The sequence below is a fragment of the Allobosea sp. P4_H5 genome, assembly GCF_056400825.1.
Genome location: NZ_JBFUKM010000008.1, coordinates 39714 through 63765 on the forward strand (window position 1 = coordinate 39714; position 24052 = coordinate 63765).

The following is a 24052-nucleotide window of genomic DNA, read 5'->3' on the forward strand; positions in this document are numbered from 1 at the left end:
ATCAGCCGCAACAGGGACAGCCCGGACCGAACACCGCGCGGCTGCCGAGTGCCGCCAGCTTTCCGCGCCAGCCCGGTACCTTCTCCTTGATCCGGGCCATTGTCCGCTCGCGATCGAGGCGGGTCGGGCGGCCATCCTCCACGACGACCGAACCGTCGATGATGCTGGTCACCACGTCGCTCGCCCGGGCGTAATAGACCAGCGCGGCGTAGTCGCCGTAATAGGGCTGGAGGTGCGGGTGGTCGATGTCGACCATGATCAGGTCGGCCTTCTTGCCAGTCTCCAGCGAGCCGATCTCGTCCTGCAGGCCCATGACGCGGGCGGCGCCGATCGTGTGCAGCTCCAGCGCCTGGGCGCAGGAGAGGGCGGTCGGGCTTCCCAGGCGCAGCCGCATGGCGTTGAGGGCGTTGCGCATGCCCTCGAACGGGTCGTTCAGCATCCAGTCGGTGGCGAAGCCGGTGGGAATGCCGCGCGCCATGATGTCTTCGAGCGGTGGATAGCGCCCGCGGCGTGGATAGATCGTCGGGCAATGCGCATAGGCCGCGCCGCTCTCCTTGACGGCGTCGAGATCGCCTGTCCCGGCGAAGACGAGATGGGCGAGCACAACGTCCGGGCCGAGCATGCCGACATCCCTGAGGAACTCGACCGGGCCGCAGCCATGGGCCGCCTTGATCTGATCGACCTCGGCGACGCTCTGGGCGGCGTGGATATGCATGCCGATGCCGAGCCGATTGGCCTCGGCGCGAGCGGTCTTCAGCAACTCGGCCGAGCAGGTGTCGGTGGCGTGCGTGCCGATGCGGGCGGTGATGCGGCCATCGGCAGCGCCGTGCCAGCGTTCGGCGAAGGCGACGCCGTCGCGCAGGCGCTCTTCGCCGATATCCGGATGGTGGGTGTAGTCGCCCCGCCAGAGTTCGTGCAGGCGGACGTCGAAGACCTTGTGGGCGATCTGGGCGCGCAGGCCGCAGACCTCGACGGTCCCGGCGAGCCGGTGCGGCGCATACCAGATGTCGTTGATGGTGGTGATGCCGGCCTGCAGCATGTCGGCGCAGCCGGCCTCCGCCAATAGCGCCCACTCATTCTCTGTAATGTCCTTCTCCATCCGGAAGGCGACTTCGAGCAGCGCCGCCTTGGCGGCGTGGTCGTCGGTCTGGCTGCGGAAGACCAGCGAAGCCGCGTGCGAATGGCAGTTGACGAAGCCGGGCAGCACGGCGCGCCCGGCGCCATCGATCGTGCGGGCCGGCGCCCAATGCCCCTCGGGCTGGCGCGGGCCGGCATGAAGGATGTGTCCGCCGGCGATCGCGACCTCGCCATCGGGGATGACCGGCATTCCGGGGCTGACCGGATAGAGGAATTCGGCGCGCACCAGGAGGTCGATCTCGATCATGGCGCGGGCTCTCCATCGGCTTGGATGAGCGAGCTTAGGGCGCGTGCTGTGGAAGGCCAGCGACGCGCCTGCACGGCAGCCTTGCGCCCGCAACTTGCTCTCGCTATGAAATGTTACAACGTAACAAAATATGAGATCCGAGATGGACTCCCGCCTTCCCGTCACCGTGCTTTCCGGCTTTCTCGGCGCCGGCAAGACGACGCTGCTCAACCACGTCCTCAAAAATCGCGAGGGTCGCAAGGTCGCGGTCATCGTCAACGACATGAGCGAGGTGAACATCGATGCCGACCTCGTGCGCTCCGGCGGCGGCGATCTCTCTCGCACCGACGAGAAGCTGGTCGAGATGAGCAATGGCTGCATCTGCTGCACCTTGCGCGACGACCTTCTGGCCGAGGTCGGCCGGCTCGCCCGCGATGGCCGCTTCGACTACCTGCTGATCGAGGGCACCGGCATCGCCGAGCCGCTGCCGATCGCCGCGACCTTCGAATTCCGCGACGAGGACGGCTTCTCGCTCTCCGATCTCGCCCGGCTCGACACCATGGTGACGGTGGTCGACGCGGTGAACCTGCTCAAGGACTACGGCTCGCGTGATTTCCTGCGCGAGCGCGGCGAGACGGCCGGCGAGGGCGACGAGCGCACGCTGGTCGATCTCCTGGTCGAGCAGATCGAGTTCGCCGATGTCGTCGTGCTCAACAAGGTCGGCGATGCCGGGCCGGAGACGGTGGCGCAAGCCAGGCGCGTCATCCGGGCGCTCAATCCGGATGCCCGGCTGATCGAGGCTGATTTCGGCCGCGTGGCGCTCGATCAGATGCTCGACACCGGCCTGTTCGACCATGAGAAGGCGCAGGAGCATCCGCTCTGGCACAAGGAGCTTTACGGCTTCAAAGACCATGTGCCGGAGACCGAGGAATACGGCATCTCCTCCTTCGTCTACCGGGCGCGCCGGCCGTTCCATCCCGAGAAATTCAACGCTTTCCTGGCGCAAAGCTGGCCGGGGCTGATCCGGGCCAAGGGACACTTCTGGCTGGCGACCCGGCCCGAATGGGTCGGCGAGATGTCGCTCGCGGGGGCTATCTGCCGGACCGAGGCGATGGGCTTCTGGTGGGCGGCGGTGCCGCGCTCGCGCTGGCCCGACCATCCGGAATGGAAGGCAATCCTGAACCGGCACTGGCACTCGGTCTGGGGCGACCGCCGGCAGGAGCTGGTCTTCATCGGCTCCGACATGGACGAGCGCGCCATCCGCGCCGGGCTCGATGCCTGCCTGCTCGGCGAGACCCCGACCATTGCCTTCAAGCCCGAGCGCTATCGCGATTTGCCCGACCCGTTCCCGGCCTGGCGCCGGGCCACCGCCGCTTGAGACCTCACCCTTTCCCGTCCGCCCTGGAGACTGCCATGCGTCCGCTTTCCCTGTTGTCCACGCTCGCCATGTCGGCCGTGCTTTCGAGCCTGCCGGCGCTTGCCCATGACCATGCCGTACTGCGTGGCCGGCTGGTCTTCGCCGACCATGAGAAGCCGGTCGTGCGTGTGCTCGATCTCGACACCGGCGAGGTCACGCACAGCTTCGACCTGCCCAAGGCCAATCCCGGCTTCGCCACGGCGCAGGGCGGCCGCTTCGTCGTGATCAAGACCGGCGACGATGCCGGCACGATCCGCTTCCTCGACACCGGCCTGACGATCGAATCGCATGGCGATCACAACGACATCGAGAAGGGGCCGGTGAAGCTCGTCGACCTCACGCTGACTGGCCAGAAGCCGGCCCATGTCATCTCCGGCCATGGCCAGCTCGCGCTGTTCTATGACGGCATCCGTCCCTGGGACGGGCAGAGCACGGCGAAGGCGGTGCTGGTTGCGATCAACGATCTCGCCAAGGACAAGCCGGCGCTGACGGAATGGCCGAGCCCGGGGCCGCAGCATGGTATCGTCGTGCCGATGGGCGAGGGGCGCTGGCTGATGTCGGTGCCGAACCCGGTCTACGTGAAGGGCGAGGACAAGAGCGCCTCGTCGCGGCCGGATGGCTTCGAGATCCTCGATCGGACCAAGGGCAGCTGGGCCAAACTCGCCTCCTTCAACGATCCGGCCAAGCCCGACGCCTCTTGCAAGCTCTATCACGGCCATGCCGCGGCCGATGGCCGCCATGTCTTCGGCTGCGCCGAAGGCGAGGGCGGCGGCATGCTGGTGCTGTCGCAGGCCGGCGGCAAGTTCAGCGCGCACAAGCTCGCCTATCCGGACGAGCGCCGGATCAGTGCGATCAAGGCCAGGGCCGGCGCGAAGTTCATGGTCGCCAACTACGGCAAGACCTCGCCCTATGACGGGTTGCTCCGGGTCGACCCGACCGCCAAGTCGCTGACCTCGGCCGATGTCCTGCCGGTGCACGGCGGCCAGTCGGCTTGCCAGTTCGAACTTTCCGGCAATGGCCGGCGGCTCGCCAATCTGACGCCGGACGGCAAGCTCAGGGTCTATGATGTCGCCGCCTGGAAGGAGCTCGCCAGCTTCGATGCCGTGCCGGCCTTCGACTGCCAGTACGGTGCGAAGACGCCGACACCCTCGCTCGCCGTGGTCGGCGGTAGCGCCTATGTCAGCGATCCTACGAACGGTCGTATCCGCGAGTACAATCTCGAGACGCTGAAGCAGGCGCTCGATCTGCCGGTCGAGGGCCAGCCAGCCAATCTCGCCGGCAGCGATGCGGGCTGAGTTTCGACCTGCATCATAAAGCGCTGGGTCGTCCCGGGCGACCGGAGGGAGACCCGGGACCCATTCCGGAACGGTTCAGGCACGGATCCCGGATCGGCGCCGCTTCGCGGCTTGTCCGGGATGACTCAAGAGAGGGAAACGAGAGCCCTGTAGGCTTCCGTTCAGCATCCGGGGTATAGGCATCCCGGATGTTGAACCGCCTTCCCCGCCATACGCGCCAGGTCATCGCCTATGCCTTCTCCGGCGTGATGGCGGCGGTCGCGCATTACGGATTGCTGATCGGCCTGGTCGAACTCGGCCGGGTCGATCCCGTCCTGGCGTCGCTCGCCGGTTTCGTGCTCGGCGGTGTCGTCTCCTATCTGCTCAACCGCTGGCTGACCTTCGACGCCACGCGAACCCATGGCGAGGCGAGCTGGCGCTTCGGCCTGATCGCCTTCGGCGGCTTTCTGCTCACCGGCGTCCTGATGCACCTTTTCGTCAAGGTCGCCGGGCTGCCCTATCTGCCGATGCAGGTCGTCACCACGCTGATCGTGATGGTCTTCACCTTTGCCGGGCACAAATTCTTCTCCTTCGCCGATCGCGAAGGCGCCTGATCAGGCCTGCCCGGCTGTGTAGAGCGCCCAGCCGACCAGCAGCAGGCTCGCAAAGCTCGCGACCGTGCGGACATGGTTCCACAGCGTCCAAGGGCGCGAATAGTTCTGCCACAGCGTCCGCGCCGCCTCGGGATCGGCGGGGATCGTCGCGATGGCGAGCGCCTCGTTCATCGGCACGTTGGCGACGACGGTGAGGAGGAAGGCGCCGGCCAGATAGACGATGGCGGCGAGCGCCAGCAGCAGCGCGACCTGTCCGGCGCCCTGCTTCCACCAGAGTCCAGCGGCCACCAGCGCCACCACCGGCGTGCCGAAGAAGGCCGGGAAGAAGATGGCGTTGCGCACGACGATGTTGATGCTCTGCATCGAGGCGATCGCGGCCTTCGGATCGATCGCATCCAGCGCCCACATCACTGACATCGAATAGGCATAGAAGAAGCCGGCCATGGCGCCGGCCAGGGCCAATGTGACGACAGTGAGTGCGAGCGCGAGCGAGGTCATGGCGTCGGAGCTTCCAGTGCAAGCTGCTTGCGTGCCGAAAAGGCCATGCGGTGTGGGTTATGGCCGAAATTCGTAACGCGCGTGACGCCCGTGAAGCCGGCCGCCTCGATCAGCGCGGTGATGCCGACGGCGCTGTAGGTCGAGAGCCCGTATTGGGCGCGCAGCTTGCGGTAGTCCGAGAAGACCGTGCGGACGAGGCCGCCGAGCGCCGCGACTAGGAAGCCGCCGCGCCAGGCGAAGCCGAGCAGCTCGGTCGCGTCGGTCAGGGGAGAAAGGTCGGGCGGGATCACGTCGGCGAGGATGAGCTCGCCGCCGGGCTTGAGCTTAGCGAGCCAGATGGCCAGCGCCCGCTTCAGTTCGTTTTCGCTCAGATACTGGATCAGCGAATTGGCGACGACGAGATCGAGCGAATCATCCGGCAGAGCCTCGACCTCTTCCGGCGAGACGACCGAGAGATTCGCGAGAGTGCCGAAGCGGGCCCTCAATTTCTCGCGGACGGTGGGGGCCGCCTCGCACAGGATCAGCCGGCCGCTGGCCGCGGCGACGAGATCGGCCGAGAGCGCTTCGCCGCAGCCGACATCGAGGACGGCGGCGTCCCTGGACGGCACGGCGGCGGCGATATCCTGCGCGATGCGGCGGTAATGCAGGGCCTTGTGGCGATCCGAGACGTAGATCGCATGCTCGCCGTTCCAGAAATCACGCCAGGACATCGGGTCTCCATTTCGAGGGGGCGCCTTCGAGGCTAGCCCTTAGCATGGCCGCGGCGCGTGTGCAGAGCAGGTTGATTGCATGCGGGGTTTACGGCACGGCTGGCGAGCCAATAGCCTGCGCGCGACCGACCGGAGCCTGCCCGACCATGCTGCTGTTGCCGAAACTGCTGAAGCGCTCGATCCGCAAGGGCCGGTTGACCGTCATTGCGCCGGACGGAACGCGGCACGTCTTCGGGCCGGGCCGGACCGAGTTCACCTTCGCCGGCAAGCCCGTCCTCGCCGGCGAGGTGACGGTGCGGTTCAAGGATAACAAGATCGAGCGCGAGCTCTTCCTCAATCCCGAGCTGGCGCTGGCCGAAGGCTACATGGACCAGCGTATCGAGTTCGAGGACGGCTCGACCATCCACGACCTCCTGACGCTGTTCTGGATCCAGCGCAGCGAACTGCGCAAGCACCCGCTGCAGGCGGCGATCCGGAAGGTGCGCTTCAAGATCCGGCGCTGGCGGATGCACAACCCCCTGGGCGTCGCCGGCAAGAAGGTCAAGCACCACTACGACATCCCGACCGAGTTCTACCGGCTCTGGCTCGACGAGACGATGACCTATTCCTGCGCCTATTGGCACAGCCCCGAGGTCGGGCTGGAAGCCGCGCAGAAGGCCAAGCTCCGGCACCTTGCCGCCAAGCTGAAGATCGAGCCGGGGATGCGCGTCCTCGACATCGGCTCGGGCTGGGGCGAGCTTTCGATCTATCTCGCCAAGGCCTGCGGCGCGAAGGTGACCGGGCTCAACGTCTCGCCCGACCAGATGGCGGCGGCGCAAAAGCGCGCCGAGGCGGCCGGCGTCGGCGATGCCGTCTCCTTCATCAACAAGGATTACCGCGAGCTGACCGGAACCTTCGACCGCGTCGTCTCGGTCGGCATGATGGAGCATGTCGGCGTCGCGCATTACCTCGAATATTTCGAGAAGATCCGCGACCTGCTCACCCCCGACGGGATCGCGCTCGTCCACTGCATCGGCCGCGTCGGCCCGCCCGGCTTCACCGGCCCGTTCTTCGACAAGTACATCTTCCCCGGCGGCTATGCCCCGGCACTGTCGGAGGTCTTCGCCGCGGTCGAGCAGACCGGGCTCTGGCATTCCGACTGCGAGTTCTGGCGCCGGCACTATCACTGGACACTGGAAGCCTGGCGCGAGCGCTTCATGGCGCACCGGCCGGAGGTGGTCGCAATGCTGGGCGAGCGTTTCGCGCGGATGTGGGAGTTCTACCTCTCCGCCTGCTCAATCTCTTTCGACATCGGCGGCGACATGGTCTTCCAACTGCTGCTCGGCCAGCACAAGAGCGCCGTGCCGGTGATCCGGGACTACATCACCGACGCCGAAGCCGAGCTGGAACGGCGGGGCTTCTGACGATGGCCGGACAGGAGTTGATCGGGCAGGTCTCGAACCTGCTGCGCGAGGTCGCGGCCGAGGTGGTGATACCGCGCTTCCGCAAGCTGGCGGAGTCGGAAGTCCGGGTGAAATCGCCGGGCGAAGAGGTCACCATCGCCGACGAGGAGGCCGAGCGGCTGCTCAATGTCCGCCTGCCGGCGCTGCTGCCGGGATCGCGGGTGATCGGCGAGGAGGCGGTCTCGGCACAGCCGGAGCTGCTGAAGGGACTGGGCGAGGGCACCGTCTTCGTCGTCGACCCCGTCGATGGCACCGCCAATTTCGTCAAGGGCAGCCCGTGCTTCTCGATGATGGTGGCGCTGCTGCGTGAGGGCGAGTCCGTGGCCTCATGGATGTTCAGCCCGGCGACCGAGATGCTCCATGTCGCCGAGCGTGGTTCCGGCGCCTGGATCAATGGCGAGCCCGCCAGGGCCGGCCAGCCGCCGCAATGGAACGCGCTGCGAGGCGGCGTGCTGACCCGCTTCCTGCCGGCCGAGATCACCGCGCGGGTTCAGGCCAATGGCCGCGACCTTGCCGTCATCCTGCCGGGCATGCACTGCGCCGGCGAGGAATATCCGGCGATCGTGCGCGGCGAGCAGCACTTCGTGATGTTCTGGCGCGGACTGCCCTGGGACCATGCGCCCGGCACGCTCTTCCTCGAAGAGGCCGGTGGCCGGGCGGCGAGGTTCGACGGGCGTCCCTACAAGCCAGCCGAGCAGGGCTTCGGCATCCTGGCAGCGCAATCGCCGGAGCTGTGGGACGAGCTGCAGCGGCGGTTGTTGGCGGAAAGCTAGAGCATTGATGCAAGAACCCCTCTCCTGAAAGAAGAGGGGTTCTGCTGGTGCATCTCTCATCCTGCCGGCATCGCCGCCATGTTGGCGAAGACGGCCTCGAAGGTGTGACCATCGGCGTCCTCGAAGGCGCGGTTGTAGAGCCAGCCCAGATCGGTCGCCGGGCGCGGATCGGCCTTGCCGCCGGCGGCGGCTGCCGCTGCGACGGTCGCATCGACCTCGGCGCGGCTGTCGAGGGTGAGCGCGAGCAGGATCTGCGCACCGGCATGGGCGTCGGCGACGGGCTTGCTGATGAAGGTTGCGAAATAGTCGCGGGTCAGCAGGTGGAAGGTGATCGCCTCGGACCAGACCATGCTCGAGGTCTGATGATCGCTGAAATCCGGGTTCTGCTTGCAGCCGATCGCCTCGTAGACGCGCGTCGCGGCGGCAAGATTGGAGACAGGCAGGTTGACGAAGATCATCTTGGACATGGTGTGCTTCCTTGCTGGGTGAGTGATCGTCAGAGGTTCTGCTGCAGAATCCGCCCGTTCGGGTGGACGCAGATCAGTTCCAGCCGGCCGTCGCCGACATTCTCGAAGCGATGCGGGATGTCGGGTGCAGCGACGACGACGTCGCCGGCATAGCCCCGTGTCCGTTCACCACCGACAGTGAATTCCGCCTCGCCCTTCCGGACGATCCAGGTCTCGGAATAGGGGTGGACGTGCAGCATTGAGCCCTGGCCGGGCTCGGCATCGACGATGAAGAACGAGACCGGGCCGCCGAGCGCCTCGCCTTCGAAACGCACCGTGCGGTTGGCGCCGCGCTGCTGATCCTCGGACCGAAGGACGTTGAACATAGCTGCCTCCCTGGCTGTTTGTGGCTGCAAATTATCTTGACGGAAAGATATCTAGCCTAGAGATATCTTTCCGTCAAGATAGATATCTTTGTGCCAAGATATCTCGGCACGCGACGGCGCGGTGTGCAGATGGTTCTGACCGAGGCGGGCGCGGCGCTGGCCGAGGAGGCTTTCCGTCGGACATGGCAAGCGAGCTCGCCTTCCTCCAGCCGCTCGATGCAAGGGAGCTGGAGTTGCTGGTCGGGCTACTGCGGAAACCGAGCCTCGGGATCGAGGCGAGCTCGCGACAGAACGAGCAAGAACGCGAGGAACCCTCTCCTGGAAGGAGAGGGCAGGGTGAGGTGTAGGCGGTTGGACCAGTGCCGCGAGCGCTCACCGCGCGGTCGGGCTGAAGCTCACGATTCAGCTCCGAACACCTTACCCCTACCCCTCTCCTTCCAGGAGAGGGGATCCCGCGCTGGCTGGTCTCACCGCTTCAGGTTGACGAGGACCACGCCGGCCAGGGCCATGGCGCCGCCGATCAGGCCGAGCATGGTCGGGACCTCGGCGAGCCAGAGGAAGCTGATCAGCATCGCCGCTGGCGGCACGCAATACTGGAAATTGGCGGCGCGGCCGGCCGGCAGGCGCGACAGGGTGATCGCCCAGGTGCCGTAGGCGACGACGCTGGAGACCAGAGCGAGCCAGACCACCGACCAGATCGCCTGTGCCGGTGCGGCCGGCAATTGCTCCAGCGCGCCGGGCAGGAAGGGCGTGAGGGCGAGCCCGCCGAGCGCCATGTTCCAGGCCGCGACGGTGAGCGGCTTGTGGCGGGCGAAGAGCGGCTTCTGCACCACGGTCGAGACCGAGTTGCACAGGGCGGCGCCGAGGATCAGCAGCACGCTGACGCCGATGTTGAGGTCGAGCCCGTTGCCAACAGCGATCACGCCGATGCCGGCGAAGGCGAGCGCGGTGCCGGCCCAGGCGAGGGCGCTGAAGCGCTCGTTCAGGACCAGCATGGCGAGCGCCGCCGTCATGATCGGGTTGGTGTTGATGATGAAGCTCGCCGCGCCCGCCGGGACGACGCGCTGGCCGAGATTGAGGAAGATCGCATAGAGCGCGATGAAGACGATGCCGCCGGTGAGGAAGCGCCAGATATCGGCGCGCTCGGGCAGTTTCGGGCGCGTCACGACCAGGAAGAGCGCGGCGAAGACGCCGGCGATGGCAAAGCGCAGGGCGGCGAGTTCGAGCGCGCCGAAACCGGCAAGGCCGGCCCGGATCGCGGGGAAGGAGGAGGCCCAGGCGATCACGGTGAAGGGGATGGTGAAGAGCAGCATGGCGTCAAGGGTGGAGCCGGGCCGGGTAGGCGCGGTGGAGGGGACGGTTGTCATGGCAGGCCTCAAAGGCTGGTGACGGTTCGCCTTCGGATAAGCGCCTGGGCGAGCTGATTGACAAACGAGTAATTCAATGACGAGCTGTGAGCATGGATCACAGCTCGCCGCTTCCGCCCTTGGACACGCTGCGCGCCTTCGAGGCCGCTGCCCGCTCCGGCAGTTTCTCGGCCGCGGCCGAGGCGCTGAACCTCACCCATGGCGCGATCTCGCGGCAGGTCGCCAAGCTCGAGCATTGGCTCGGCCTGCGCGTTTTCGAGCGCCAGGCGCGCGGCGTCGCGCTGACACCGGAGGGGCAGCGCCTGTTCCAGCGCACGCAGGAAGCCTTCTCGGTCTTCGCCGATTCATCGGATCGCTGGAGCGAGCCGCGCGGGACGGCGGTGGTGCGCTTCAGCGCGACCCCTTCCGTCTGCTCGCTCTGGCTGATGCCGCGCTGGCAGCTTCTGGAAAGCGGCGATCCCGCCGTGCGGATCATGCTGCAGGTCGACCATCGCAAGGTCGACCTTGAAGAGGAGGGGATCGACCTCGCCATTCGCTGCGGCCGGGGCGGCACGCCGGGCCGGGTCTCGGTGCAGCTCTTCGAGGAGTGGTGCTATCCGGTTGCCTCGCCGGAGCTGGCCAAGGCGATCGGCGAGGGCAAGCCGGAGCGCTTCCTCGACCAGCCGCTGATCCACGATTCGGACGCTGCTGGCTGGCGCGCCTGGTTCAATGCGCAGGGGCTGGATTTCCGGCCGCGCCAGCAGGACCGGAGGTTCGAGGACTACAACCTCGTGCTCGACGCCGCTGCCAGCGGGCTAGGCGTGGCCTTGTCGCGCCCGCCTTTGGCGCAGGCGCAGGTCGATGCCGGGCGGGTCGTAAGGGTCGATCAGCGCACGGCGCTCAACCCGGTCTCGTACTGGCTCGACCGGCCGATGGGCCAGCCGCGCCCGGCAGCGGTGGCGCTGGCGACGCGGATCGCACATGAGGCTGGATTGTCGGCGGGCAAGCTCGCGGGGTTCCTGCGGCAGGAGGCGAAGGCGGCTTAGGAGACGACATCCGGCACCAGTGCTTTGCCGGCCTCGCTCGCAGGAGAACGGTCCCTGTCGAGATGCGCCCGCATCTCCTCCGCGAGGGCGAAGAAGCGGTCACGCACGGGCCTGGCATGCGGATTGGCCTGCTCGATCGCGAGGAAGACGGCCGGGCTGTCATGGCGGACCATTTCGGTCGCGCGCATCAGGAGGTCGAAGCTCGCCGTGGTCATGCGGCGCGGCAGCGGCTCCATCCGGACCAGGATCTTGGCGATCAGATGGGTCAGGCCCTGGACCATGGCCGCCTCGCGGTCATGCGCCTCCGGCGTCGTCATGATGACCTTGAGGCGCAGCATCCGGCGCAGGAAAGCGGCGATGCGCCAGGCGCTGCGGCCGCGGATCGGGCAGATCGCGATCTTCAGGCCGGCAATGCCGTCGCGGCCGCTCTGCGGGCCGAAGAGGGGATGCGTGCCGACGATCTCGACGTCCTCGGGCAGCTCGGCGAGCATGGTCATGGCCGGGCCGATCTTGACCGAGCCGACATCGACGACGATCGCGCCGGCGCGCAGATGCGGGCGCAGGGTGGCGATCGCCTCGGAGAGGGCCGCGACGGGTACGGCGAGGATGATGATGTCGCAGGCGGCGATCTCGGCCGGATCGGCGGCGATGATGCCGCCCTTGGCCGCGTCTGCGGGCAGCGCCGGATCGAAGGCGAGCAAGCGGCAATGCGGCTTGAGATGACGGGCGATCAGGCGGCCGAAGGCGCCGAAGCCCATCAGGCCGACGGAGGGATTGGTGGTGTTCGGGATAAGCATCGCGTTGTCCTAGGGGAGGGCCGCGATGCCGGGTGACTGCCTGAATTCAACCGCCAGCGCGGCGGTTGAGACATGTAAATGCCACCGCCTCTATGAGGACGGGGCGTAATAGTTACGGGCGAGCAGGCAGGCGAAGGTCATGACCCGCTTAGAGCGCGGGCGCGCCGCCTTGTCAATTACAGCGAGCTTTGCATGGGCGCTTACGTCATTCCGGGGCGCCGCAGAGCGGCGAGCCCGGAACCCAGAACCGATGCCGTCTCCAGAAGAGCCAAGACGGCTCGCATTCTCGGGAAAACGCATTGGTTCTGGGTTCCGGGCTCAGGCCTTCGGCCTGCCCCGGAATGACGGAAGCGGTTCCGTGCCGAAGCCTCTTACAGCGGCGGAGAATAATCGGTCGGCACCAGCACACGATCCTCGATCGCGCCGACGAGGTCGCCATGCTCGATGACGCTGATGCGCCTGATCTCGATCCATTCGGGATCGGCCATGAAACTCGCCCAGCGCGCCGCCTTGGTCTCGAGGTCGGGCCAGGCGAGGAGATAGGCGAATTCGGTGCGATCAGCACTGCGCGTCTCCCACATCGACAGGATGCGGAAGCCGTGGCGGGCCATGATCCGGCTGGCATGATCGCGGAAGCGGGCGTGGAATGCCGCCTTGTTGCGCTCGAAAATCTCGTTGATGCGCAACTGGTGGATCATGGCACCCTCCGTGATCAGGCGGCCTTCTTCGCCTTCTCCGCTTCCATCAATTCGACGAAGCGAGTGAAGAGATAGTGGCTATCCTGCGGCCCCGGCGAAGCCTCCGGATGGTGCTGGACGCTGAAGGCCGGCCGGTCGTTCAGGGCGATGCCGCAGTTCGAGCCGTCGAAGAGCGAGACATGGGTCTCGGTCGCGTTGGCCGGCAGCGTCGCGGGGTCGACGGCGAAGCCGTGGTTCATCGAGACGATCTCGACCTTGCCGGTGGTCTTGTCCTGGACGGGATGATTGGCGCCGTGATGACCCTGCTTCATCTTCATGGTCTGGCCGCCGATGGCCAGCGCCATCATCTGGTGGCCGAGGCAGATGCCGAAGGTCGGGATCTTGCGGTCGAGTAGTTCCCTGATCACCGGCACGGCGTATTCGCCGGTCGCGGCCGGGTCGCCCGGGCCGTTCGACAGGAAGACGCCGTCGGGATTGAGGGCGAGGATGTCCTTGGCTGATGCGGTCGAGGGCACGACCTCGACCTCGCAGCCGGCCTTGGCCAGCAGGCGCAGGATGTTGCGCTTGACGCCGTAGTCGATCGCGACGACGCGGTACGCCGCGCTCTCGCGCTTGCCGTAGCCGCGCGGCCACTGCCAGGGCGTCTCGTCCCAGTCATAGCGCTGGGTCGCGGCGACGAGCGGGACGAGGTCGAGCCCAGCCATGTCGGGCAGGGCGGCGGCCTCCTTCTTCAGGGCCTCGATGTCGAAATTGCCGGCCGGGTCATGAGCGATGACGGCGTTTGGCATGCCGTTCTCGCGGATCAGCGCGGTCAAGGCGCGCGTGTCGACGCCGCAGATGCCGATAATGTTGCGGGCCTTGAGCCAGGCGTCGAGATGCTTGGCCGAGCGCCAGTTCGAGGGCTGCGTCACCTCGGCATGTAGCACGATGCCACGCACGCCGGAGGAGGCGGCGGCATTGACCGTCTCGGTGTCCTCTTCGTTGACGCCGACATTGCCGATATGCGGGAAGGTGAAGGTGATGATCTGCCCGGCATAGGACGGATCGGTCAGGATTTCCTGATAGCCGGTCATCGCTGTGTTGAAGCAGACCTCGCCGGGCGCCTGCGCGGTCGCGCCGAGGCCGAAGCCTTCGAGCACCGTGCCGTCGGCCAGCACCAGCACGGCAGTCGCGCGCGGCTCGACCCAGCCCTCTTGCCAGCCCTGGGTGGCGGGGTTTCCTTCGTGAGCGGTCATGTCTATGTCTCGTCCAGGCCGCTGGAAGCTGCGGCAAGCGTGAAGGCTGCGCGAAATGGCGCTGCCGGTCTGGAGCGCGAGCCTTAATCAGGCGGCCGCGCCCCGTCAATGAATGAAGAAGGTTCGTAACATCATGTCCACTCTGCGCGAGCAGTTCACAGCCGACCTCAAGACCGCGATGAAGGCCGGCGAGAAGGGCAAGGTCGCCGCCATCCGCCTGGTCCAGGCCGCGCTGAAGGACAAGGACATCGAGGCGCGCGGGGCCGGCAAAGGCGAGGCCACGCCGGACGAGATTCTCGCCTTGCTGCAGAAAATGATCAAGCAGCGCCAGGAATCGATCACGATCTTCGACGCCAATGGCCGCCCCGAGCTCGCCGACGGCGAGCGTGCCGAGGTCGCGGTGATCTCGTCCTATCTGCCCAAGCAGATGAGCGACGAGGAGATCAAGGCGGCGATCGAGGAGGTCATCGCCGAGACCGGCGCATCCGCCGTCAAGGACATGGGCAAGGTCATCGGCGCGCTGCGCGCCGCCTATGCCGGCCAGATGGACTTCGCCAAGGTCTCCCCTATGGTGAAGCAGTTGCTGGGCGGCTGATCCGCGGGCGGCATTTTCGCCAGATCGACGGGCAGCGTTTCGGCAAAGGAGGTGTCCGATGTCGAAACGATCGATCGTTGTCGTCGCGCTCGGCCTCGCCATGCAAGGCCCGGCTGCGCTCGCCCAGTCGGAGGGCTGGGGCACCGGCTACCAGATGGGCACGTCCTATGCCGGGGTGAGCGGCGCCGACGGGACGCGGCTCACCTTCTATTGCGGCGATGCGGCGGCGGCCCGGGCCAATCCGGCGATCGCGAGCGGCCCCTATCTGATGGCCGTCCTGCCCAAGACGCAGCTCAAGGACGCCTTGCCGTCGGCGATCGAGATCGTGGCCGACGGCAAGGCGACGCGCGTGCCGGTCACGGCCCAGGCGGGTATCGACGAGGTCGAGCTGACCTGGAAACCCGACGGCAGTTTCGGCGCCGTGCAGATGAAGCCGGTTGTGGCAGCCTTGCGCGATGCGAAGCGGATCGAATTGCGGGCGGGCGACGCCGCCGTCCTGCTGCCGACCGAAGGCGTGGCGAAGGCCCTGGCGGACGACCCGCTGCAGTGCCCTTAGATCATCGCGCGTCCGAATGGATGCGATCACGATGATCTATCTGCGATGCTGCGGGGCGCAGGCTGTTCAGGGCGAATAGCTCGTGCGCTGCATCACCCGCTCCTCGATCCCGCCGACCAGGCGGCCGTGCTCGGCGGAGGTGCGGTCCTTGATCGCAGACCATTCCGCGTCCTGCATGAAGCGAGCCCAGCTCTGGCGCATGGTCGCTTCGTCGGGCCAGCGCAGGACGTAGATGAATTCCGTGCGGTCCTTGGTTCTGGCCTCCCACATCGCGGCGATGTCGAAGCCATAGGTCTTCATGATGCGGGCGGCGTGGTCGCGGAAGCGGGCGTGAAAGGCCTCCTTGTTGCTTTCGAAGATCTCGTAGATGCGCAATTGCTCGATCATGGTCGCTCGCTCGGTTGCCGAGGTCGGGATGGCGAAAGGGGCGGCCGCGGTCAGGGCCGCGGTGATCAGGCCCCATCGTCGCAAGCGGTGTGGCATGGCGAAGACACTCCTGCTGTTGCTGTCGAGGAGAGGCTGCCAGCCGCGATCTCTACGGTAAAATATATTGTTCGTACTAGTTTGATATCTGCTGCATATCGCGAGCCACCTGCCTGAGCACGGCGAGGAAGTTGTCGCGCGCCAGCGAATGACGCGTCGCGTCCCAGGCGGCGATCAGCTCGATATGGGTCATCTGCAGTGGCGCCTCGACGGTGATCGGCCGGAAGACGACCCCGGCGCGCGGCATCAGCGCCAAGGAAGCTGGGATCAGCGCGACGCCGAGCCCGCTCGCGACCAGGCTGGCGATGGTCTGCATCTGGCGCGCTTCCTGGACGATGCGCGGCGAGAAGCCGGCGAGCCGGCAGAGCCCGATGATCTGGTCGTGGAAGCCGATGCCGAGCTGGCGCGGCGTGCCGATGAAGTCGGTGCCGGCGAGGGCGGCGAGGGGAATGGTCTCGCCTGCGGCGAGGGCGTGGTCATCCGGCAGCGCAGCCAGGATCGGCTCGCGCAGCAGGGTTTCGCTGGCAAGCTGGGCGACCATGATGCCGGGCTGGCGCATCAGGCCGATATCGGCCTCGCCGGCGGTGATCGCCGTGAGCTGCTCGCCCGTGGTCGCCTCGCGCAGGGTAAGCTCGATGCCGGGGAATTCGGCGCGAAAGCGGCGCAGTGCCAAAGGCAGCAGGTCATGGGCGGTACCGACGAAGCTGATCGCGAGCCGGCCGGCCTGGCCCGCGGCGACGGCCTGTGCTTCGCGGATGCCATCCTCGATCTGAGCGAGGACGCGCCGGGCGCTGACGAGGAAGGTCGCGCCGGCGAGCGTCAGCGCCACGCTGCGGTTGCTACGCTCGAACAGAGATAAGCCGAGCGCATCCTCGAGCTTGCGGATTGCCTGACTGAGCGGCGGCTGCGCCATGTGCAGCCGCTCGGCCGCGCGGTGGAAGTTCAATTCCTCGGCGACGGCGATGAACTGGCGCAGCAGCCGCGTCTCGATCATCGGGCGCGCTCCTGCCTCGCTTCGCCAGCATGGCTGGCTAGCATGTGCTGTGGATTGCGCCAATAAACGGGGGAGTGTTGCGATCGGCGATTGGCAGAGCCCTCCCGCATCGCCAGATAGGAAGCCATGAAGTTCCCGCCCTCCGTCCTTGAGGAGATCAAGGCGCGGCTGCCAGTCTCGGCGGTCGTGGGCAAGCGCGTGCGCCTCGCCAAGGCCGGCCGCGAATGGAAGGGGCTTTCGCCCTTCAACGCCGAGAAGACGCCGTCCTTCTTCGTCAACGACCAGAAGGGTTCCTTCTTCGATTTCTCTTCCGGCAAGAACGGCGACATCTTCAAGTTCGTGATGGAGACCGAAGGGCTCTCCTTCCCGGAGGCGGTCGAGAAGCTCGCCTTAGAGGCCGGCGTCATCTTGCCGAAAGTCTCCGTCGAGGCGCAGGTACAGGAAGAGAAGCGCAAGGGGCTGTACGAGGTCGTCGAGCTGGCGGCGCGCTTCTTCGAGGCTGAGCTGCAATCGGAGCGCGGCGGGCTGGCGCGGCGCTATTTGTCAGGGCGCGGGCTGGAAGGCCAGGCACGCCAGCTCTTCCGCATGGGTTATGCCCCTCCGGACCGCTTCGCGCTGCGCGACCATCTCGCCGGCAAGGGCGTCGGCGCCGATGCGATGATGGAAACGGGGCTCCTGGTGCATGGCGAGGAGATCGCCGTGCCCTATGACCGCTTCCGCGACCGGATCATGTTCCCGATCCATGATGCGCGGGGCCGGGTGATCGCCTTCGGTGGCCGGGCGATGAGCGCCGATGTCCCCGCGAAATATCTGAACTCGCCGGAGACGCCGCTCTTCCACAAGGGCGGGCTGCTGTTCAACCATCACAATGCCCGCAAGGCGGCGCACGACACCGGCCAGGTGATCGTGGTCGAAGGCTATGTCGACGTCATCGCCATGACGCTTGCCGGCTTCCCGCAGGTGGTGGCGCCGCTCGGCACGGCACTGACCGAGGACCAGCTTTCGCTGCTTTGGCGCATGGCCGGCGAGCCGGTGATCTGCCTCGATGGCGACAAGGCCGGCCGCAAGGCGGCGGGCCGGGCGATCGATCTTGCCTTGCCGATGCTGGAGCCGGGGCGCTCGCTCTCCTTCGCGCTGCTGCCGGAGGGCCAAGACCCCGATGATCTCGCCCGCACGGGCGGCAAGCCCGCGGTCGCGGAGGTAATCGGTTCGGCCAAGCCGCTGGTCGACATGCTCTGGGCCCGCGAGTTCGAGGCGAGCCAGCTCGACACGCCGGAGCGGCGCGCCGCCTTCGAGCGCAGGCTGAAGGAGCCGCTCGGCCTGATTCGCGACGAGGCGACGCGCCGGCATTATCGCCGCGAGATCGACGAGCGGCTCGGCCAGCTCTTCGCGCCGCCGCAGCAGGAGCGGTTCGAGGGCCGGCGCCAGAGCGGGTTCGGCGGCGGCAATGCGCGCGGTGGTGGGCGCGGCTTTCCGCGTGGTCCCGAACGGCCGCCGCTGTCGCTGGTGCGGCCGAGCCCGCAACTCGCCGGTTCGCAGATGATGCAGCGCCGGCACGGCGAGAACACGCGTGAGGCGTTCATCCTGCTGGCTCTTGCGAGCCATCCGGACCTCGTCATGCGCTGCGTTGACGAGATCGCCGAGCTTGCGCTCGACGGGACTGCGGCCGAGCGTTTCCGCCAGGCGCTCGTCGAGGCGGCCTTCGATGGCAGCTTCGACCAGGAGGCGTTCGGGCGCAGGCTGGAGCAGACCCGCGTGGCGGAAGCGAGGGCGGCGCTGCTCGCCGTCACCCAGCCGGCCGAGCGGCTGAAACTCGCGCAAACGGCTGATCCTGAATCGGTTTTTGATTCGATTCGTCAGGCTCTCGTCTTGCATCATCGCGCACGAACGCTACATAGCGAGCTGAAGGCAGCCGAACGCGCATTGGCTGACGAACCAACGGAAGCCAATTTCGCCTGGATGAAGGACGTCAAGGCTCGCCTCGAGACGATCGAGGGGACCGAGGCGAATCCGGAGAAGTGACCAGGCCGGCCCGTTGCTTTCGTCGGCAGATTCGAGGACGGCTTTGAGGATGGTGCACGATTCATCAACGATGGTCGGTGCTATCTACGGCGGATGAGTTGGGTGGGTGCGCGGCAGCGATGGCTGCCGCGGCGCCCTTTTATGCGTCGGAGCCAGAGCACCGGCGCGCAAGATGGTGGAGCGCTGATTGATGGCGACCAAAGTGAGCGAGCGGGACAAGTCCGAAGCGGGTTCCCCGGAAGCGCCCCCGAGCACGGACAGCCCGCTCCTCGATCTCACCGATCAGGCCGTCAAGCGGATGATCAAGCTCGCCAAGAAGCGCGGCTATGTCACCTATGACGAACTGAACGAGGTCCTGCCTTCGGAAGAGTTCTCCTCCGAGCAGATCGAGGACGTGCTCGGCCAGCTCAGCGAGCAGGGCATCAACGTCGTCGACAACGAGGATCCGGAAGCGGCCGGCGAAGAGCGCGCGGCCCGCGGCAAGGACGGCGAAGAGGACGAGGCCGAGGGCGGCGATATGGTCGAGGCGCAGCGCTCGGCGCTGCCGGTCGAGACCAAGCGCAATCTCGAGCCGACCGAGCGCACCGACGATCCGGTCCGCATGTATCTGCGCGAGATGGGCTCGGTCGAATTGCTCTCGCGCGAGGGCGAGATCGCGATCGCCAAGCGCATCGAGGCCGGCCGCGAGGCGATGATCGCCGGGCTCTGCGAGAGCCCGCTGACCTTCCAGGCGATCATCATCTGGCGCGACGAGTTGATGGAGGGCAAGGTCCTCCTGCGCGACATCATCGACCTCGAAGCGACCTATGCCGGCCCCGACGGGAAGAACCCCGAGCAGATGGCGGCCGAGGGCGAAGAGGGAGCCGAGGCGGCCGAAGAGGCTGCGCCCGAGGGCGAGACCCCGCCCGAAGGCATGGACGACGACGACATGGAGAACAACGTGTCGCTCTCGGCCATGGAAGCCGAGCTGAAGCCGCGCGTGCTCGAAACCTTCGACTCGATCGCCAGCAACTACACCAAGCTGCGCCGCCTGCAGGACCAGGATATCGCCGGCCGGCTGGAGAACGCCAAGCTCTCGCCGTCGCAGGACCGCAAGTACAAGAAGCTGAAGGACGACATCATCGTTGCGGTGAAGTCGCTCTCGCTCAACAACAACCGCATCGAGGCGCTGGTCGAGCAGCTCTACGACATCAACAAGCGCCTGATTTCTCATGAAACGAGACTTCTTCGCCTCGCCGAGAGCTATGGCGTCGGCCGCGAGGACTTCCTGAAGCAGCATATCGGCGGCGAGCTCGACCCGAAATGGGTGCTGCGGGTCTCCAAGCTCGGCTCGCGTGGCTGGAGGGAGTTCGTCGCGCAGGAGAAGGACCGGATCAAGGATCTGCGCGAGGACATCCATACGATGGCCTCGGAGACCGGCCTGGAGATCCAGGAGTTCCGCAAGATCGTGCTGATGGTCCAGAAGGGCGAGCGCGAGGCCCGGCAGGCGAAGAAGGAGATGATCGAGGCGAACCTGCGTCTCGTGATCTCGATCGCCAAGAAGTACACGAACCGCGGCCTGCAGTTCCTCGACCTGATCCAGGAGGGGAACATCGGCCTGATGAAGGCGGTCGACAAGTTCGAGTACCGCCGGGGCTACAAGTTCTCGACCTACGCGACCTGGTGGATCCGGCAGGCGATCACCCGCTCGATCGCCGACCAGGCCCGCACCATCCGCATCCCGGTGCACATGATCGAGACGATCAACAAGATCGTCCGGACCTCGCGTCAGATGCTGCACGAGATCGGCCGCGAGCCGACCCCGGAGGAATTGGCCGAGAAGCTGGCCATGCCGCTGGAGAAGGTGCGCAAGGTCCTGAAGATCGCCAAGGAGCCGATCTCGCTGGAGACCCCGATCGGCGACGAAGAGGATTCGCACCTCGGCGACTTCATCGAGGACAAGAACGCGATCCTGCCGATCGACGCGGCGATCCAGAGCAACCTTCGTGAAACAACGACGCGAGTTCTCGCGTCGTTGACCCCGCGCGAAGAAAGAGTGCTGCGCATGCGCTTCGGCATCGGCATGAACACCGACCACACCCTGGAAGAGGTCGGCCAGCAGTTCAGCGTCACCCGCGAGCGCATCCGCCAGATCGAGGCGAAGGCGCTGCGCAAGCTCAAGCATCCGAGCCGCAGCCGGAAGCTCAGGAGCTTCCTGGACAACTGAGGCGAAGTTCGAACGGGGCGCTTCAGCGCCCCGTTTCATTTTGGCGGGACCTATCCGGCCTCAGCGATTTCACGTCTGAGCCAGTTCGCGAACATCGTCGCAGCCGGTTTGCCTGCGCCGCTGCCGGGCAGCACTGCCCAGTATCCAAGCCCCGGAGCGGTGGCAAAGCCCGGCAATGGCGCGAGCAACGCGCCACGTCGGAGATGGTCCGCGACCAGAAGGCTCCGGCCCATCGCGACGCCCTGACCATTGAGCGCGGCCTGCAGGACGATGTTGTAGTCCGTCAGCTGCAGCCGGCGGGCGGCGGCGAGGTCGATAGCGGCATGCCGGGACCAGGCCTCCCATTCGGTGGGGCGATGGCTGGTCAGCAGGGTATGGGCGAGAATGTCGTCGGGTTTGGCGAGTGGCTGACGCGCTGCCAGCTCCGGGCTCATGACGGGCATGAGCCGTTCGGTGGCCAGCAACTCGCAGCGCAAGCCTGGCCACTCGCCCACGCCGTAGCGAATGGCAATATCAGCCTCTCCGGCCCCGAGGTTGGCCTGGTTCAGCGTCGGGTCGAGAACAAGTTCGACCTGCGGATACGCGGCGCGGAAATCGTCGAGGCGAGACACCAGCCAGTTGGCGGCGAAGGATGGCAGCAGGCTCACCGTCAACACCTGGCGGGTGGCGTGCGAGCGGACCTCGCGGGTTCCGTCGGCGACCAGGGCGAAGGCCTGCGATATGCAGTCGAGATAGCGTACGCCTGCCGTGGTCAAGGCGATGCTGCGACCCCTGCGCTCGAACAGCAGGGTTCCCAGCGCCTCTTCCAGGGTCCGGACGTGATGGCTGACGGCACTTTGCGTGATCAGCAATTCCTCGCCGGCACGACGGAAGCTGAGGAGACGGCCCACGGCTTCGAAGGCGCGCAGCGCATGGAGCGGCGGCAGGACGGGCGAGGAGCGCATGTCGTCGGTGTCCGATCATCGGGTGCAAAGCCTTAGAGCAGGCTCCACCCATGAGCCAGATCGATCGCAGCGCGGGGCGTTTCGAATTGGTCAGCCGTGAACGGTGCTGTCATCGTCGGGATCGAGAGGATTTCGACCATGATGATCGCCGACCATTCGCGACTGCTCGCCCTTCCTGCTGCCGGCGGCCTCGCCGCGGGCCAGCTGATACGGGTTCGGTGATGAGCAGCCTCGATATCGAAGCGCTCCGCGCCGAAACGCCGGGCTGCGCGACCAGCATCCACTTCAACCATGCGGGCGCCTCGCTGATGTCGGCAGCGACGCTTGCCGCGGTGACCGAGCAACTCCGGCGCGAGGCGCTGTATGGCCCGCATGAGGCCAGCGTCGCGGTCCAGGGCAGGCTGGATCAGGCGCGCGCCGATGCCGCCCGCCTTCTCAACGCCACGCCCGCGGAGATCGCCTTCGCGCCCAGCGGTTCCACCGGCTGGGGGCTTGCCTTCGCCGCACTGTCGCCGTTGCGCGCCGGCGACCGCATTCTGGTCGGGCGCCAGGAATGGGGCGGCAACCTCGCTACGATGCAGCGCGCGGCGACGCGGTCCGGAGCGCGGATCGAGGTGATCCCCTGCCGTGAGGACGGTTCGGTCGACCCGGAGGCGCTCGCAGGCATGATCGACGAGCGCGTCCGCCTCGTCGCCCTGACCTGGCTGCCGGCCAATGGCGGCCTGATCAACGACGCTGCGGCAGTCGGCCGGGTGACGCGTGCGACTGGCATCCCCTATTTCGTCGATGCCGGGCAGGCGCTCGGCCAGATTCCCGTCGATGTCGAGGCGATCGGCTGCGACGTGCTCAAGGGCGCCGGACGCAAGCATCTGCGCGGCCCGCGCGGGACCGCGATCCTCTATGTCCGGGCTCCTTTCCGGGAACGGCTCGACACGGTGTTCTCGGATGTCCTGTCCGCGCCATGGACGGGACAGGGACCCGCATTGCGCGGCGATGCACGGATCTTCGAGACGAGCGAGTACGCGGTCGCCCTGCTGCTGGGGCTCGGCGTCGCGCTGCATGAGGCGCTGGCGCTCGGCGTGCCCGCGATCCGGGAGCAGATCGACCTGACGGCGAAGCGGTTGCGGGCCGAGCTCGCGGCCATTGAGGGCGTCGCCATACACGATCTTGGGCAGCAACGGTCCGGGCTGGTGTCCTTCACCGTCGATGACCTCGACGTCAACGCGGTCAAAAACCGGCTTGCGAGCGCCGGGATCTCGGTCGGGGCGAACGGGCCCGCCTACACGCCGTTCGACATGGAGGCACGCAAGCTCGCCGGCATCGTGCGTGCCTCCGTCAGCTATCTCACGAGCGAGCAGGACATCGAGCGCCTGCTCGCCGCGGTCCACGAGATCGCGCGGACGTGTTGAGCGCGTCGCCCGGGCTCACCCCGCCGGCGCGACGAGCATCGTGGTGAGCCGGCGCGCCATCGGCAGCGCCAGCAGCAGCACCGGGAAGGCGATCAGCCAGGACAGGCCCCAGGCGCCGGGCCAGCCCTGGAGGAAGGCCGGTGTCGGGCCGAGCACGCGCAAGGTCGAGATGCCCGAGACGATCAGCGTCATCAGGCCCGACAGGATCAAGGGGGTGACGAGCGCGCCGTAGCGCGCCGGCAGTTTGCGGGAATGGTTCATGAGAACATCCGTAAGGACAGGCCGCGCCGTCATGGCTTCATTGCATCCCGGCGGCACGAGGCCGTGGTGGATGCGTTGCCTGACGTGAGACGCTTACGGCCGTCCCTTAGGGACGCAGTGCCGCCCATACGGTTCGTTTACGCCCGAGGCAAGCAGAATCGGCCCTGGCCGCCACAGTTCTGCTAAGGTGAGCCTCATTATCGAGGCTTCCTTTGGAGGAGCAGAGATGGCCGGTATCCCGAGCGCCGATGAGATCGAAGCCGCCAAGGCGGCGCTGCAGGCCAATCTTCCGCCGCAGGCGAAGAAGCAGGAAGAGGAAGGCTCAGGCGCCGGAGAGATCGTCGAGGGCGTCCTCGATATCGCCAGCAACGTCTCGATCGAGGCGGTCGGCGTTGCGGTCAAGGCCGTCGGGACCGTGATCGAAGGCGCCGGGACCGCCGTGGTCGCGACCGGCGAAGTCGTCGTTACCGTCATCGGCGGCATCTTCGAGGGGCTGGGCTAGCAAGCTCCCGGCAGCCGGGATATCGATGCGGCTCC

25 protein-coding genes are annotated in these 24052 nt (G+C 66.8%); 12 read left to right on the top strand and 13 right to left on the bottom strand.

The features are described 5' to 3' along the window. Position 1: 1 nt before the first annotated feature. On the bottom strand, positions 2 to 1384 hold the full coding sequence (locus AC1DS0_RS17465; RefSeq protein WP_476815561.1) for an amidohydrolase family protein: 1383 nt from the start codon (positions 1382 to 1384) through the stop codon (positions 2 to 4). Between the two features lie 142 nt (positions 1385 to 1526). Here AC1DS0_RS17465 and zigA point away from each other — a divergent pair, with 142 nt between their 5' ends. From zigA to AC1DS0_RS17480, 3 genes are all read left to right on the top strand, one after another. Next, positions 1527 to 2741 (top strand): zinc metallochaperone GTPase ZigA, encoded by a 1215-nt coding sequence (gene zigA / locus AC1DS0_RS17470; RefSeq protein WP_476815562.1) that lies wholly within the window; start codon positions 1527 to 1529, stop codon positions 2739 to 2741. Positions 2742 to 2776: 35 nt separating this feature from the next. Next, complete coding sequence (locus AC1DS0_RS17475) at positions 2777 to 4075, top strand: YncE family protein (RefSeq protein ID WP_476815563.1); 1299 nt, start codon at positions 2777 to 2779, stop codon at positions 4073 to 4075. A 188-nt stretch (positions 4076 to 4263) separates the two neighbouring features. Next, on the top strand, positions 4264 to 4668 hold the full coding sequence (locus AC1DS0_RS17480) for a GtrA family protein (protein WP_476815564.1): 405 nt from the start codon (positions 4264 to 4266) through the stop codon (positions 4666 to 4668). Here AC1DS0_RS17480 and AC1DS0_RS17485 read toward each other — a convergent pair whose 3' ends face one another. Both AC1DS0_RS17485 and AC1DS0_RS17490 read right to left on the bottom strand, forming a co-directional pair. After that, entirely contained in the window at positions 4669 to 5166 is a 498-nt protein-coding gene (locus AC1DS0_RS17485) for an anthrone oxygenase family protein (protein ID WP_476815565.1), read from the bottom strand. Then, complete coding sequence (locus AC1DS0_RS17490; protein ID WP_476815566.1) at positions 5163 to 5876, bottom strand: class I SAM-dependent methyltransferase; 714 nt, start codon at positions 5874 to 5876, stop codon at positions 5163 to 5165. Before AC1DS0_RS17490 ends, AC1DS0_RS17485 begins: the two co-directional genes overlap by 4 nt. 146 nt (positions 5877 to 6022) lie before the next feature. On the opposite strand from AC1DS0_RS17490, the gene AC1DS0_RS17495 reads away from it, so the two are divergent. Then, a complete protein-coding gene (locus AC1DS0_RS17495; protein ID WP_476815567.1) occupies positions 6023 to 7279 on the top strand; it encodes a class I SAM-dependent methyltransferase in 1257 nt (418 codons plus the stop codon). Positions 7280 to 7281: 2 nt separating this feature from the next. Next, a complete protein-coding gene (locus AC1DS0_RS17500) occupies positions 7282 to 8091 on the top strand; it encodes an inositol monophosphatase family protein (protein ID WP_476815568.1) in 810 nt (269 codons plus the stop codon). A gap of 56 nt (positions 8092 to 8147) precedes the next feature. On the opposite strand, the gene AC1DS0_RS17505 is transcribed toward AC1DS0_RS17500, so the two are convergent. The 3 genes from AC1DS0_RS17505 to AC1DS0_RS17515 form a co-directional block, all read right to left on the bottom strand. Continuing rightward, complete coding sequence (locus AC1DS0_RS17505) at positions 8148 to 8558, bottom strand: VOC family protein (protein WP_476815569.1); 411 nt, start codon at positions 8556 to 8558, stop codon at positions 8148 to 8150. Between the two features lie 29 nt (positions 8559 to 8587). Continuing rightward, positions 8588 to 8923 (bottom strand): cupin domain-containing protein, encoded by a 336-nt coding sequence (locus AC1DS0_RS17510; RefSeq protein ID WP_476815570.1) that lies wholly within the window; start codon positions 8921 to 8923, stop codon positions 8588 to 8590. 467 nt (positions 8924 to 9390) lie between these two features. Next, positions 9391 to 10290: a DMT family transporter gene (locus tag AC1DS0_RS17515; RefSeq protein WP_476815571.1), complete on the bottom strand. Its 900-nt coding sequence runs from the start codon at positions 10288 to 10290 to the stop codon at positions 9391 to 9393. 92 nt (positions 10291 to 10382) lie between these two features. Here AC1DS0_RS17515 and AC1DS0_RS17520 point away from each other — a divergent pair, with 92 nt between their 5' ends. Further along, positions 10383 to 11315: a LysR substrate-binding domain-containing protein gene (locus AC1DS0_RS17520; RefSeq protein ID WP_476815572.1), complete on the top strand. Its 933-nt coding sequence runs from the start codon at positions 10383 to 10385 to the stop codon at positions 11313 to 11315. Here AC1DS0_RS17520 and AC1DS0_RS17525 read toward each other — a convergent pair. From AC1DS0_RS17525 to carA, 3 genes are all read right to left on the bottom strand, one after another. Further along, positions 11312 to 12112, bottom strand: coding sequence for a prephenate dehydrogenase/arogenate dehydrogenase family protein (locus AC1DS0_RS17525; RefSeq protein ID WP_476815573.1), 801 nt, complete (start codon positions 12110 to 12112; stop codon positions 11312 to 11314). The two genes, AC1DS0_RS17520 and AC1DS0_RS17525, sit on opposite strands and share 4 nt — an antisense overlap. A gap of 371 nt (positions 12113 to 12483) precedes the next feature. Beyond that, positions 12484 to 12810 carry an NIPSNAP family protein gene (locus tag AC1DS0_RS17530; protein WP_476815574.1) on the bottom strand — a complete coding sequence of 109 codons (327 nt, stop codon included), beginning with the start codon at positions 12808 to 12810 and terminating at the stop codon, positions 12484 to 12486. Between the two features lie 14 nt (positions 12811 to 12824). Beyond that, on the bottom strand, positions 12825 to 14045 hold the full coding sequence (carA, locus tag AC1DS0_RS17535; protein WP_476815575.1) for a glutamine-hydrolyzing carbamoyl-phosphate synthase small subunit: 1221 nt from the start codon (positions 14043 to 14045) through the stop codon (positions 12825 to 12827). Between the two features lie 133 nt (positions 14046 to 14178). Between carA and AC1DS0_RS17540 the strand changes: the two genes are divergently transcribed. Continuing rightward, on the top strand, positions 14179 to 14640 hold the full coding sequence (locus AC1DS0_RS17540; RefSeq protein WP_476815576.1) for a GatB/YqeY domain-containing protein: 462 nt from the start codon (positions 14179 to 14181) through the stop codon (positions 14638 to 14640). 58 nt (positions 14641 to 14698) lie between these two features. Beyond that, the gene (locus tag AC1DS0_RS17545; RefSeq protein ID WP_476815577.1) at positions 14699 to 15196 is read left to right on the top strand and encodes a hypothetical protein; all 498 of its coding nucleotides are present in this window, start codon (positions 14699 to 14701) and stop codon (positions 15194 to 15196) included. Between the two features lie 66 nt (positions 15197 to 15262). Here AC1DS0_RS17545 and AC1DS0_RS17550 read toward each other — a convergent pair whose 3' ends face one another. Then, the gene (locus AC1DS0_RS17550; RefSeq protein ID WP_476815578.1) at positions 15263 to 15679 is read right to left on the bottom strand and encodes an NIPSNAP family protein; all 417 of its coding nucleotides are present in this window, start codon (positions 15677 to 15679) and stop codon (positions 15263 to 15265) included. A 76-nt stretch (positions 15680 to 15755) separates the two neighbouring features. After that, a complete protein-coding gene (locus AC1DS0_RS17555; protein WP_476815579.1) occupies positions 15756 to 16673 on the bottom strand; it encodes a LysR substrate-binding domain-containing protein in 918 nt (305 codons plus the stop codon). Positions 16674 to 16799: 126 nt separating this feature from the next. Here AC1DS0_RS17555 and dnaG point away from each other — a divergent pair, with 126 nt between their 5' ends. Both dnaG and rpoD read left to right on the top strand, forming a co-directional pair. Next, entirely contained in the window at positions 16800 to 18695 is a 1896-nt protein-coding gene (gene dnaG / locus AC1DS0_RS17560; protein WP_476815580.1) for a DNA primase, read from the top strand. A 190-nt stretch (positions 18696 to 18885) separates the two neighbouring features. Continuing rightward, positions 18886 to 20901, top strand: coding sequence for an RNA polymerase sigma factor RpoD (gene rpoD / locus AC1DS0_RS17565; protein ID WP_476815581.1), 2016 nt, complete (start codon positions 18886 to 18888; stop codon positions 20899 to 20901). A gap of 50 nt (positions 20902 to 20951) precedes the next feature. Here the strand turns inward: rpoD and gcvA are convergent, their stop codons facing one another. Next, positions 20952 to 21845, bottom strand: coding sequence for a transcriptional regulator GcvA (gcvA, locus tag AC1DS0_RS17570; protein WP_476815582.1), 894 nt, complete (start codon positions 21843 to 21845; stop codon positions 20952 to 20954). A 221-nt stretch (positions 21846 to 22066) separates the two neighbouring features. Here gcvA and AC1DS0_RS17575 point away from each other — a divergent pair, with 221 nt between their 5' ends. After that, the gene (locus AC1DS0_RS17575) at positions 22067 to 23254 is read left to right on the top strand and encodes an aminotransferase class V-fold PLP-dependent enzyme (protein WP_476815583.1); all 1188 of its coding nucleotides are present in this window, start codon (positions 22067 to 22069) and stop codon (positions 23252 to 23254) included. Positions 23255 to 23269: 15 nt separating this feature from the next. Here AC1DS0_RS17575 and AC1DS0_RS17580 read toward each other — a convergent pair whose 3' ends face one another. Next, positions 23270 to 23515, bottom strand: a complete 246-nt coding sequence (locus AC1DS0_RS17580) for a DUF2798 domain-containing protein (protein ID WP_476815584.1) — start codon at positions 23513 to 23515, stop codon at positions 23270 to 23272. Between the two features lie 226 nt (positions 23516 to 23741). On the opposite strand from AC1DS0_RS17580, the gene AC1DS0_RS17585 reads away from it, so the two are divergent. Beyond that, complete coding sequence (locus tag AC1DS0_RS17585; RefSeq protein WP_476815585.1) at positions 23742 to 24017, top strand: hypothetical protein; 276 nt, start codon at positions 23742 to 23744, stop codon at positions 24015 to 24017. Positions 24018 to 24052 lie beyond the last annotated feature (35 nt).